Origin of the sequence: Mycobacterium sp. 1274761.0 (genome assembly GCF_001668615.1) — a bacterium.
In the GTDB taxonomy this organism is placed as follows: Bacteria; Actinomycetota; Actinomycetes; order Mycobacteriales; family Mycobacteriaceae; genus Mycobacterium.
On record NZ_LZMC01000073.1, the window covers coordinates 116,027 to 127,525 of the forward strand.

Sequence of the window (11,499 nt, forward strand, 5' to 3'; positions counted from 1 at the left end):
TCGGCTCTCGCTCAACGCCGCGGCCGATGGCCCGAGGCGCGTCGCTGCGCACGGTTCACCAATCCGGGTTCCTCGAATTTCGCATAGGCGTCGACGATTTCACCCACCAGTCGGTGGCGGACGACGTCGGCGCTGGTGAGCTCGGAGATGTGGATGTCCTCGACATCGTCGAGGATCTGCACCGCCGCCCGCAGACCCGAGTTGGCGCCACCGGGCAGGTCGATCTGGGTAATGTCGCCCGTCACAACCATTTTCGAGCCGAAGCCGAGCCGGGTGAGGAACATCTTCATCTGCTCGCTCGTGCTGTTCTGCGCCTCGTCGAGAATGATGAATGCATCGTTCAGTGTCCGGCCACGCATGTACGCCAGCGGAGCGACCTCGATGACCCCGGCGCTCATCAGCTTCGGGATGAGCTCGGGATCCATCATGTCGTGCAGCGCGTCATACAGCGGGCGCAGGTACGGGTCGATCTTCTCGCTCAGCGTGCCGGGCAGGAAGCCAAGGCGCTCACCGGCTTCCACCGCGGGGCGGGTGAGGATGATGCGCGCCACCTGCTTGGTCTGCAGCGCGCTGACGGCCTTCGCCATGGCCAGATACGTCTTGCCCGTACCCGCAGGCCCGATCCCGAACACGATCGTGTTCGCGTCGATCGCGTCCACGTACCGTTTCTGGTTCAGCGTCTTCGGCCGGATCGTCTTGCCGCGGCGCGACAGGATGTCGAGCGTGAGCACTTCGGCGGGTGATTCACCCTCGGTGCCGGTGAGTATCCCGACGCTGTGACGCACCACTTCGGGGGTCAGCGAGTGGCCGCTGGCCACGATCGCGATCAGTTCGGAGACCACCCGCTCGGCCAGGGCCACGTCGGCGGGTTCGCCGGAGAGGGTGATCGCGTTGCCGCGGGCATGAATGTCTGCGGCGAGGATGCGCTCAAGGGCGCGCAGGTTTTCGTCGGCGGAACCGAGCAGGCCCACGACGAGGTCGGGCGGAACATCGATGCTGCTGCGGACCGGGGTGTCCGGCTCAGCGTTGGTCTCGCTGGGCGTCACGTGGGGTTTTCTGCCTGCTTTCTGGGTTTTTGCCGGTTGCTGCGCCGTCGAACACCCAGTTTACCGCCGGGCACGGACCTCGACCCAATGTTTAACCTGCGGCGACCTCGACTGGGGCCGGTCGGGGCCGCGGCGGACGGGTGCGCACGTTCATCGGCCACCAGAACCAGCGCCCGAGCAGCGTGGCGATCGACGGCGTCATGAACGACCGCACCACCAGCGTGTCGAACAGCAAGCCGAGGCCGATCGTGGTGCCCATTTGGCCGATCACGCGCAGGTCGCTGACGACCATCGAGCACATCGTCAGCGCGAAAACCAGGCCGGCGGCCGTCACGACGCTGCCCGTGCCGCCCATCGCGCGAATGATGCCGGTCTTCAGTCCGCCCGGTATCTCCTCCTTGAACCGCGACACCAGCAGCAGGTTGTAATCCGATCCGACCGCCAGCAGGATGATCACCGCCATCGCGAGCACCATCCAGTGCAGCTCGATGCCCAGGATGTGCTGCCAGATGAGCACCGAGATGCCGAACGACGCCCCCAGCGACAGCACGACGGTGCCGACGATCACCACGGCGGCAACGAGGCTGCGGGTGAACAGCAGCATGATCAAGAAAATCAGGCTGATCGAGGCGATCCCGGCGATGAGCAGGTCGTAGTAGGAGCCGTCGGCCAGGTCCTTGAACGTCGCCGCGGTGCCACCGAGGGAGATCTTCGCGTCTTCCAGCGGCGTGCCCTTCACGGCCTCGATCGCCGCCAGCTTGATCGGCTCGACGCGCGAAAGCCCTTCGGGCGTCACCGGATCCCCGCGGTGGGCGATGATCATCCGGACCGATCTGCCGTCCGGCGAGAAGAAGCTCTTCATGCCGCGCTGGAAGTCCGGATTGTCGAACACCTCGGGCGGCAGATAGAAGCTGTCGTCGTTCTTGGCCTCGTCGAACGCCTTACCCATCGACGTCGAGTTCGCACTCAGTTCGTCCATCTGGTGGTAGAAGCCGGACATGGTGCTGTAGGTGGTCAGCATCATGGTCTGCATGCTTTCCATCGTCGTGATCATCGGCCCGAACTGAGCCAGCATCTCGGGCATCAGCGTGTCGAGCCGATTCATGTTGACGATAATCGCGTCCATGCTGTCGGTCAGCTCACTGACACCGTCGAGCGCGTCGAACAGCGAGCGAATCGAGTGGCACGCGGGAATGTCGTAGCAGTGCGGCTCCCAGTAGAAATAGTTGCGGATCGGCCGGAAGAAGTCGTCGAAATCGGCTATGTGGTCCCGTAATTCGTGAATCGTGCCCTGGAGGTCGTTCATCTGGCCGACCATGTCGTGGGTGACGCCGACCAACTGCGTCATCAGGCTGTACATGCGCTTCATGGTCGCGACGGTCTTGCCCATCTCGTCGGCCTGAGTCTTCATGTCGGCCATGCGGTCTTTCATCAGCTTCATGTTCTGCAGCTGACCCGCGCCCTGCATGCTCAAAATGAACGGGAGCGACGTGTGCTGGATCGGCGTGCCGTCCGGCCTGGTGATCGCCTGCACGCGGGCTATGCCGGGCACCCGGAACACCGCTTTGGCGACCTTGTCGAGAACGAGGAAGTCCGATGAATTACGCAGGTCATGATCGGACTCGATCAGCAGCACCTCGGGGTTCATTCGGGCCATCGAGAAGTGCCGGTTGGCGGCGTCGAATCCGGTGTTGGCGGGGATGTCCTTCGGGATGAACTTGGTGTCGTCGTAGTTCGCCTTGTATCCGGGCAGCGCGGCCAGGCCGATGAGGGCCAGCGCCAGCGAGGCGACGAGGATCGGACCGGGCCACCGCACGATCGATGTGCCGATCTTTCGCCAGAACCGAATCCGCATGGCACGTCTGGGTTCGAACAGGCCGAAGCGGCTGCCGATGGTGACGATCGCAGGGCCAAGAGTGAGCGCCACCGCCACACCCGCGAGGATGCCGACCGCGCACGGCACGCCCAGCGTCTGGAAGTACGGCATGCGGGTGAAGGTCAGACAGTAGGTGGCGCCGGCGATGGTCAGACCCGACCCCAGCACGACATGTGCTGTGCCGTGGAACATTTCGTAGTAGGCCTCTTCGCGGCTGGCCCCCGACGTGCGGGCCTCCTGATAGCGCCCGATCAGAAAGATGGCGTAGTCGGTGCCTGCCGCGATCGTCAGCGAGACCAACATGTTCACCGCGAATGTCGACAGGCCGATGATCTGGTGATGGCCCAGGAACGCCACGATTCCCCGCGCAGCCGTCAATTGGATGCCGACCATGACGAGCAGAAGCAGCACCGTGACGATCGAGCGGTAGAAGATCAACAGCATCGTGATGATGACGACGAACGTGACGATGGTGATCTTGAGGATCGTCCGATCGCCGGCGTGGTTCATGTCGGCCTGCAGCGCAGCCGGACCGGTCACGAACACCTTCACCCCCGGCGGGGGGGATGACGCGTCGACGATGCTGCGCACGGCTTCGACCGACTCGTTCGACAGCGTCTCGCCCATGTTGCCGGCGAGGTTCAGCTGCACGTATGCGGCCTTGCCGTCGTTGCTCTTGGCGCCGGCTTCGGTGAGCGGATCGCCCCAGAAGTCCGCGACGTGCTGGATGTGTTTCGGATCCGCCCGCAGCTTGGCGACCAGGTCCTTGTAATAGTCGAGTGCCGCTTCGCCCAGCGGCTCATCGCCCTCGACGACGAGCATCGCGACGCTGTCGGAGTCCGACTCGCCGAACCGCTGTCCCATGTGCTTCATCGCCTGCATGGACGGGGCGTCCGTCGGGCTCATCGACACCTGGTTGGCCTTGCCGACCACTTCCAGCTGGGGCACCGTGGCGTTGAGCAGGAACAGCAGTGCCAGCCAGCCGAGAATGATCGGTATCGACATCCGCCGGATCCAGCGCGCGATCGCCGACGGTTCCCGCCGCGTGTGCAGCGCGGTCGTCATGCGGACTTCACAACGCAGTAGATGTATGCGCTGACCTGATTCACGGTGCGCTCGTCCTTGACCTCACCGTCGGAGGTGATCCGGCACCCGATGAAGTCGCTGTCACCCTGCGCCACAATGTTTCCCATCACCGACGGTGCGTTGGAGATGATCTCGCGGGACCACGGCAACGTCGCGTCGTTCACCTGGTTGGTTTCGCCCTCGTCGTCGATGTAGTTGATGTCGGCCGTCGCGCCCGGCGGACCCCAGACCTCGTAGATCAGGCTCTTCGGGTCGGTCTTGTTCGAGTTGTCGGACATGCTGCCCGCGTACGTCGGCAGCTGATGCGAACCGAAGATGCCTCGGACACGTACTACAGCAAATCCCGCAGCGGCGATCACAATCACCATGGCCAGCGGGATCCACGCATGCTTCAAGACACGGAAAATTCGCGGGATCCCTTCACGCTCGGCGAGTAAAGTTAGGCTAACAAACCCTGCGGGGGCAGAGGGACCCTACCGCGCTCAGCGCCACCGAGCGGTCAGCGCGCCGAGGGCCCCGAGCGCCACAGCCGCCGCCGTCGATGTCCTCAGCACCGTCGGCCCCATCCGCACCACCGCCGCCCCGGCGCCGGACAACGCGGCGAGTTCGTCGACGGTGATGCCACCTTCGGGCCCGACCACCAAAATCAGCGACTTCGCCTGTGCCACAGGGAGTTCCGTCATCGGTTCGGCCGCCGATTCGTGCAGCACCAACACCGTAGTGCCCGCGGACACCGCTTCTGCGAGCCAGCTCGTCAGCTCGCCAGTGCTCACCACCCCGGTGACTGACGGGATGTAGGGCCTGCGCGACTGACGGGCCGCCGAGCGGGCCACCGCGCGCCACCGGCGCAGGCCCTTGTCGGCCTTGGCCGCGTCCCAGCGCGCCACGCAGCGCGCCGATTGCCAGCCGACGAACGCGTCGGCGCCCGCCTCGGTGGCCAATTCGATGGCCAGCTCGGAGCGGTCGGCCTTGGGCAGTGCCTGCACGACGGTGACCGACGGCGTCGGCGGCTCGACGATCCAGCGCTCCTGCACGCGCGCCGAGAGCCGGGTCTTGGCCACCTCTTCGATCACGCAGTGCGCCACCGCGCCCGCCCCATCGGAGAGATCGAGCTGCTCACCCGCCCTGATGCGACGCACGGTGGCGGCGTGGAAGCCCTCATCGCCGTCTACGACGGCCAGGTCGCCGACGTCGGGCAGCGTGTCGACGTAGAACAGCGCCCCTGCCATCAGCGCCGGCTAGCGGCCGGTGAAGGTTTCGCGCAGCCTGCTGAACAGGCCGCCGCCGGCGGAGGCGGTCTGGGTGGACTTCACCTCGGCGGCGTCGCGGGTGCGGCGTTCCTTCAACTTGCGGAGCAACTCGATGTCCTCGTGGTCCAGCCGCGAAGGGACGACCACCTCGATATGGGCGTGCAGGTCCCCGCGCACCCCCGACCGCAGATGCGGCATCCCGTGACCGCGCAGCGTGACCACCGAGTCGGGCTGGGTGCCCGCAGGGATCGTGATATCGGTCGGCCCGTCGAGGATCGCGTCTATGGAGACGGTGGCACCCAGCGCCGCGTCGACCATCGGCACCGACACGGTGCAATGCAGATCGTCGCCGTCACGGACAAACACCTCGTGCTGCGTCTCGTGGACCTCGACGTACAAGTCACCCGCCGGGCCGCCGCCGGGACCCACTTCACCTTGGGCCGCCAGCCGTACCCGCATGCCGTCGCCCACCCCGGCAGGGATCTTCACACTGATCTCGCGCCGAGAGCGGACCCGGCCGTCGCCGCCGCAGCGGTGGCAGGGATCCAGGATGACCTCACCGACTCCACCGCAGACCGGACACGGACGCGTGGTCATGACCTGCCCCAGCAGCGAGCGCTGCACAGTCTGGATCTCACCCTTCCCGCCGCAGGTGTCGCAGGTGGTCGGCTTGGAGTTGCCGTGGGTGCCCTTGCCGTGGCACAGGTCACACAGCACCGCGGTGTCGACCGTGACCTGCTTGGTCACGCCCGTCGCGCACTCCTCCAGGGTGAGCCGCATGCGCAGCAGGGAGTCGGAGCCGGGCCGAACCCGACCGATCGGGCCTCGGGACGTGGCACCGCCGCCGAAGAACGCCTCGAACACGTCGCCGAGGCCACCGAAACCGCCGAAACCGTTGCCGGCGGCACTCGCGGATTGCAGCGGGTCGCCGCCGAGGTCGACGATGCGCCGCTTCTCCGGATCGCTGAGCACCTCGTAGGCGGCGCTGATCTCCTGAAAGCGGGCCTGCGCCTCCTGGTCGGGGTTGACGTCGGGGTGCAGCTCACGGGCCAGCTTCCGGTAGGCGCGCTTGATTTCCGAATCGCTGGCGCCCTTGCTCACTCCGAGCAGACCGTAATAGTCGCGTGCCACTCCCTGACCTTCCTTACCGCCGAGGCGGTTCTTCTCTTGTGCTCCTCGCGTGCGCGGGCTATCGACTGCCCAAGACTTCGCCGATGTACATCGCAACCGCTGCGACATTGGCGATCGTTCCCGGATAGTCCATTCGGGTGGGTCCGAGCACACCCATACCGCCGTAGACCTTCCCCATACTGCCGTAAGCCGTCGTGACTACCGAGGTGCCCGCCATCTCCTCGGCTTCCGTCTCGTGTCCGATGCGCACGGTGACCTTGCCGGCCTCCTGCTGCGCCGCGAGCAGCCGCAACACCACGACCTGCTCTTCGAGCGCCTCGAGCACAGAGCGCAGCGATCCGCCGAAGTCGGCGGTGTTGCGGGTGAGGTTCGCGGTGCCGCCCAGCAGCAACCGCTCCTCGGTGCGTTCGACAAGCGATTCCAGTAGCACCGTCGCCGACCTGCCGATGGCGTCACCGAGGCCACCCTTGCCGTCCATGTGGGCGGCCAGCTCCGACACCGCGACCGAGGCCGCCGCCAAGCGCTTGCCCTCCAGCGCTTGGCCCAGCATCTCGCGCAGCTGGCCGATCTCGTGCTCGTCGATGACGTCACCGAGTTCGACCATTCGCTGGTCGACCCGGCCAGTGTCGGTGATCACCACCAGCAGCAGACGGGCGGGGGTCAGCTGAACCACTTCGAGATGGCGCACGGTGGAAGTCGACAGCGTCGGGTACTGGACGATGGCCACCTGCCGGGTGAGCTGGGCCAATAGCTTCACCGCACGGCGCAGGACGTCGTCGAGGTCCACGCCCGTCTCCAGGAATTTCAGGATGGCCGACCGCTCGGACGACGACAGCGGCTTGATGTCCTCGAGCCGGTCGACGAATTCGCGGTACCCCTTCTCGGTCGGCACGCGACCGGAGCTCGTGTGGGGCTGGGTGATGTAGCCCTCGGCCTCGAGCACGGCCATGTCGTTGCGGACGGTCGCGCTGGACACCCCGAGGTTGTGCCGCTCGACCAGAGACTTGGAACCTATCGGTTCCTTGGTCGCAACGAAGTCGGCGACGATCGCGCGCAACACCTCGAACCGACGGTCGTCGGCACTTCCCATGTTCACCTCCTGAGATCGACCCCATTTTACGGTCATCAGCAGGGGCTATAGCTTCACGTGGCAGATCAACCGGATGCGACTAGCCTGCAGATGATGCGCAGGGCGCAGGCAGTCGGGACGAGTCGAAGGATTCGGGCAGGTGATCTTCAAGGGCACACTCGATGGCAAGCCGTATCCCCACCACGGGTTGACGCACCGGCAGTGGTCGCAGATACCGCCGCGACAGATCCGCCTCGACGAGCTGGTGACCACGACGAAAGTGCTGCAGCTGGACCGCCTGCTGTCGGAGGATTCGACGTTCTATGGCGACCTGTTTCCCCATGCCGTGCGCTGGCGGGGCGTCGTGTATCTCGAAGACGGGCTGCACCGGGCGGTGCGGGCGGCGCTGCGCAATCGGACGGTGCTGCATGCGCGCGTCTTCGATATGGACGTGCCGGTCGCCGAGCAGACCTAGCCTATCCGGTCAGCAGGCAATCCCATTCTCCTGCAACGTGATCCGCAGCGCACGCATCGCGTAGTACAGCCTGGACTTGACCGTGCCCTCCGGAATGCGTTCTCCGGCAGCGATGTCGGCGATGGTCTGCCCGAGATAGTGCGCGCGGACGACGACAGCGCGGTGGTCGGCCGACAGTGACCTCAACGCCTCCGCCAGGATCCACCTGTCGAATGCCGGGCCGATCGCATCCGGCGATGGCCGCTCGGGTAGCGAGTCCGTCCGGTATTCGCGCGTGTACCGAGCACTTCGGCGATCGTCGATCACCAGGTTGCGGGCCACGGTGAACAGCCAGGCCCTCACCCCGCTCGGGCACTGCCGCAAGATGTCCGGCTTGCGCCAGAGCCGCAGCAGCGTCTCCTGGACAACATCCTCAGCGAAGGCCCTGTCCCCGTCGGTGAACCGCAGGACATACCGCAGCAACGCTCGGGCGTGTGCGTCATGCATCGCTCGAAGGAGTGCCGCCGGCTCAGGATCGGTCACTCCGTTCATGGTTCGCCTGAGCCCTTCGCATCTGCTGTGGGATTCCTTGGGAAACGACCACAGCGCGACGATCAGTCGAGCACCGCGCGGACCACGCCATCGGCCAGCAGCCGTCCGCGGTCGGTGAGCACCAACCGGTCGACGTCGCTCGCCAGCAACCCGTCGCCGACGGCGATCTGTGCCCGGACGCGTTCGTCCTCGGTGAGGAAGCTAGCAGGCAGGCCCCGCCGCAACCGCAGGCGCAGCATCACGTCTTCCATATGCCGCGCGTCGCCATCGAGCTGCTCGAAATCGGCTACCGGAAGCAATCCGTCGGCCAGCGCATGCCCATACGCGTTGGGGTGCTTGATATTCCACCACCGGATCGATCCCACATACCCGTGCGCCCCTGGCCCGGCGCCCCACCACTCGCCGCCGTCCCAGTAGCCCATGTTGTGCCTGCATTCACCGCCGGGCCGGCTCCAATTGGAGACCTCATACCAGTCGAAACCCGCGGCCGACAGCCGTTCGTCGGCAAGCTCGTAGCGCCGCGCCAGCACATCGTCGTCGGTGAGCGATAGTTCCCCGCGCCGCACCCGTCTGCCCATCGCGGTGCCCTCCTCGATGGTCAGCGCATACGCCGAAATGTGATCAACACCTCCCTCGACGGCCGCGTCGATCGAGCGCGCAAAATCGTCGTCGGTCTCCCCCGGCGTGCCGTATATGAGGTCGATGTTGACGTGCTCGAATCCGGCCGCGAGGGCCTCGCGTGCGGCCGCGGGCGCCCGGCCCGGCGAGTGCACCCGGTCCAGCGTCGCCAGCACGTGCGGAGCGACCGACTGCATGCCCAGCGACACGCGCGTGTATCCGGCGTCGCGCAGGCGCACGAACAGTTCGGGAGACGTCGATTCCGGGTTGGCTTCGGTGGTGACCTCGGCCCCGTCGGCGAGGACAAAGTGGTCACGCACCGCGTCGAGCACCTTGATCAGGCCCGGCCCGCCCAGCAGCGACGGCGTGCCGCCGCCCACGAAGACCGTCTGCACCGCCGGTGGTGACCCCAGCATCGCTGCGGCCAGGCCCAGTTCGGCGCGCAGCGCGGCCAGCCAGCCGTCGAATTCGGCGCCGCCCAGCTCGGCGGGGGTGTAGGTGTTGAAGTCGCAGTATCCGCAGCGGGTGGCGCAGAACGGGACGTGGACATACAAACCGAACGGCGCCCCGGGCGTCGGCGTCATGCCAGGCAAGCCGGCAGGCTGGGTTCGGACGGTCACAAGCCCAGTTTCTCAGAGGACTTTTGTTCACCCTGAGCCCAAATCTCGACCGGTTAGGGCATATGTCGGTGTCCGTGGCACAATTGGGCCGTGATCGCCGCTCGCATCTTCTCCCACCGCGTATCGCTGGTGGCGCGGCGGCATGTCGACTTCAAGCGCGTATGTAGCTGTTGTTGTCTGCCTTGACGTCGTAGTCCTGCCCACCAGTACTTTCAGCTGGCCGCCGGATCTGCGCCGCCGGACAGCCCCCGGTGAAAGCGCGCCCGAAGGCCGGCTCCAGTAAGGAGCCACACAACATGACCACCGCCAAGCCCCTCAAACGCCCGCGCGCCGAGGGTCAATGGGCTCTCGGCTATCGCGAGCCGCTCAACGCGAACGAACAGTTCAAGAAGGATGACGACGCGCTGAACGTGCGCGCCCGCATCCTCGATATCTACTCCAAGCGGGGCTTCGACAGCATCGACAAGCAGGACCTGCGCGGCCGGTTCCGCTGGATGGGCCTCTACACCCAGCGTGAGCAGGGCTACGACGGCACCTGGACCGGGGATGAGAACGCCGACCTGCTCGAGGCCAAGTACTTCATGATGCGGGTCCGCTGCGACGGGGGCGCGCTGACCACCGCCGCGCTGCGCACCATCGGGGAGATCTCCACCGAGTTCGCCCGCGACACCGCCGACATCTCCGACCGCGAGAACATCCAGTACCACTGGATCCGGATCGAGGACGTCCCGCAGATCTGGGACCGGCTGGCCGCGGTCGGCCTGCAGACCACCGAGGCCTGCGGCGACTGCCCTCGCGTCGTGCTCGGCGGCCCGCTGTCCGGAGAATCGCTAGACGAGGTGCTCGACCCGAGTTGGGCCGTCGACGAGATCGTCCGCCGCTTCATCGGCAGCCCGGAGTTCTCGAACCTGCCGCGTAAGTACAAAACCGCGATCTCCGGTCTGCAGGACGTCGCTCACGAGGTGAACGACATCGCATTCATCGGGGTCAACCACCCCGAGCACGGCCCGGGCCTGGACATTTGGGTCGGCGGCGGCCTGTCAACCAACCCAATGCTGGCCCAGCGCCTCGGCGCGTGGGTGCCGCTGGAGGAAGTGCCCGAGGTCTGGGCGGCCGTCACATCGGTGTTCCGTGACTACGGCTACCGCAGGCTGCGGTCCAAGGCGCGGCTGAAGTTCTTGATCAAGGACTGGGGCGTCGAAAAGTTCCGCCAGGTCGTCGAGGACGAGTATCTCGGCCGCAAGCTGATCGACGGTCCGGCCCCCGAGCCGGTCAAGCACCCGATCGACCACGTCGGCGTGCAGAAGCTGAAGAATGGCCGCAACGCCATCGGCATCGCGCCGATCGCCGGTCGGGTTTCCGGGACGATCCTGACCAAGATCGCCGACCTCGCGGCCGAGGTCGGTTCCGACCGGGTCCGCCTGACGCCGTACCAGAAGCTGATCATCCTCGATGTGCCCGACGACAAGGTCGACGCGCTGGTGCGCGGGCTGGAGGAGCTGGGCCTGCCGGCCACGCCCACGCACTGGCGGCGCAACCTGATGGCCTGCACCGGCATCGAGTACTGCAAGCTGTCCTTCGCCGACACGAAGGGCCGCGCGCAGCTGCTGGTGCCCGATCTCGAGAAGCGGCTGGAGGACATCTCCGGCGACCTGGGGGCTCAGCTCGATGTGCCGATCACGGTCAACATCAACGGCTGCCCCAACTCATGCGCCCGCATCCAGGTCGCCGACATCGGGTTCAAGGGCCAGATGGTCGACGACGGCGACGGACCGGTCGAGGGTTTCCAAGTGCATT

General features: G+C 66.2%; 11 protein-coding genes. 3 read left to right on the top strand and 8 right to left on the bottom strand.

The annotated features are described in order from the left end of the window. Positions 1-11 precede the first annotated feature (11 nt). The 6 genes from A5651_RS15775 to hrcA all read right to left on the bottom strand — a co-directional run bounded on the left by A5651_RS15775 (position 12) and on the right by hrcA (position 7,479). Positions 12-1,046: a PhoH family protein gene (locus A5651_RS15775; protein ID WP_066982469.1), complete on the bottom strand. Its 1,035-nt coding sequence runs from the start codon at positions 1,044-1,046 to the stop codon at positions 12-14. Positions 1,047-1,137: 91 nt separating this feature from the next. Then, entirely contained in the window at positions 1,138-3,987 is a 2,850-nt protein-coding gene (locus tag A5651_RS15780; RefSeq protein ID WP_066982472.1) for an RND family transporter, read from the bottom strand. Beyond that, positions 3,984-4,376 carry an MmpS family transport accessory protein gene (locus A5651_RS15785; RefSeq protein ID WP_231988705.1) on the bottom strand — a complete coding sequence of 131 codons (393 nt, stop codon included), beginning with the start codon at positions 4,374-4,376 and terminating at the stop codon, positions 3,984-3,986. Before A5651_RS15785 ends, A5651_RS15780 begins: the two co-directional genes overlap by 4 nt. Positions 4,377-4,490: 114 nt before the next feature. After that, on the bottom strand, positions 4,491-5,237 hold the full coding sequence (locus A5651_RS15790; protein WP_066982475.1) for a 16S rRNA (uracil(1498)-N(3))-methyltransferase: 747 nt from the start codon (positions 5,235-5,237) through the stop codon (positions 4,491-4,493). A 9-nt stretch (positions 5,238-5,246) separates the two neighbouring features. Then, complete coding sequence (gene dnaJ / locus A5651_RS15795) at positions 5,247-6,389, bottom strand: molecular chaperone DnaJ (protein WP_066982478.1); 1,143 nt, start codon at positions 6,387-6,389, stop codon at positions 5,247-5,249. Positions 6,390-6,447: 58 nt separating this feature from the next. Beyond that, positions 6,448-7,479: a heat-inducible transcriptional repressor HrcA gene (hrcA, locus tag A5651_RS15800; RefSeq protein WP_066982481.1), complete on the bottom strand. Its 1,032-nt coding sequence runs from the start codon at positions 7,477-7,479 to the stop codon at positions 6,448-6,450. Between the two features lie 139 nt (positions 7,480-7,618). On the opposite strand from hrcA, the gene A5651_RS15805 reads away from it, so the two are divergent. Next, on the top strand, positions 7,619-7,933 hold the full coding sequence (locus A5651_RS15805; protein ID WP_066982485.1) for a type II toxin-antitoxin system VapB family antitoxin: 315 nt from the start codon (positions 7,619-7,621) through the stop codon (positions 7,931-7,933). A gap of 9 nt (positions 7,934-7,942) precedes the next feature. Here A5651_RS15805 and A5651_RS15810 read toward each other — a convergent pair whose 3' ends face one another. Both A5651_RS15810 and hemW read right to left on the bottom strand, forming a co-directional pair. After that, entirely contained in the window at positions 7,943-8,455 is a 513-nt protein-coding gene (locus tag A5651_RS15810) for a sigma-70 family RNA polymerase sigma factor (RefSeq protein WP_255361821.1), read from the bottom strand. Between the two features lie 71 nt (positions 8,456-8,526). Further along, positions 8,527-9,702, bottom strand: coding sequence for a radical SAM family heme chaperone HemW (gene hemW / locus A5651_RS15815; RefSeq protein WP_066982491.1), 1,176 nt, complete (start codon positions 9,700-9,702; stop codon positions 8,527-8,529). Between the two features lie 90 nt (positions 9,703-9,792). Between hemW and A5651_RS26440 the strand changes: the two genes are divergently transcribed. After that, positions 9,793-9,888 (top strand): Ms4527A family Cys-rich leader peptide, encoded by a 96-nt coding sequence (locus A5651_RS26440; protein WP_369803960.1) that lies wholly within the window; start codon positions 9,793-9,795, stop codon positions 9,886-9,888. A gap of 110 nt (positions 9,889-9,998) precedes the next feature. Continuing rightward, positions 9,999-11,499 (top strand): nitrite/sulfite reductase (locus tag A5651_RS15820; protein ID WP_066982561.1); only part of this gene is annotated, 1,501 nt, incomplete at its 3' end.

Excerpts from the sequence above, each read along its gene's own strand:
- A5651_RS15790 (WP_066982475.1), bottom strand. The coding sequence starts at position 5,237 with ATGGCAGGGGCGCTGTTCTACGTCGACACGCTGCCCGACGTCGGCGAC.
- hrcA (WP_066982481.1), bottom strand. The coding sequence starts at position 7,479 with ATGGGAAGTGCCGACGACCGTCGGTTCGAGGTGTTGCGCGCGATCGTC.
- A5651_RS15785 (WP_231988705.1), bottom strand. The coding sequence starts at position 4,376 with ATGGTGATTGTGATCGCCGCTGCGGGATTTGCTGTAGTACGTGTCCGA.
- A5651_RS15780 (WP_066982472.1), bottom strand. The coding sequence starts at position 3,987 with ATGACGACCGCGCTGCACACGCGGCGGGAACCGTCGGCGATCGCGCGC.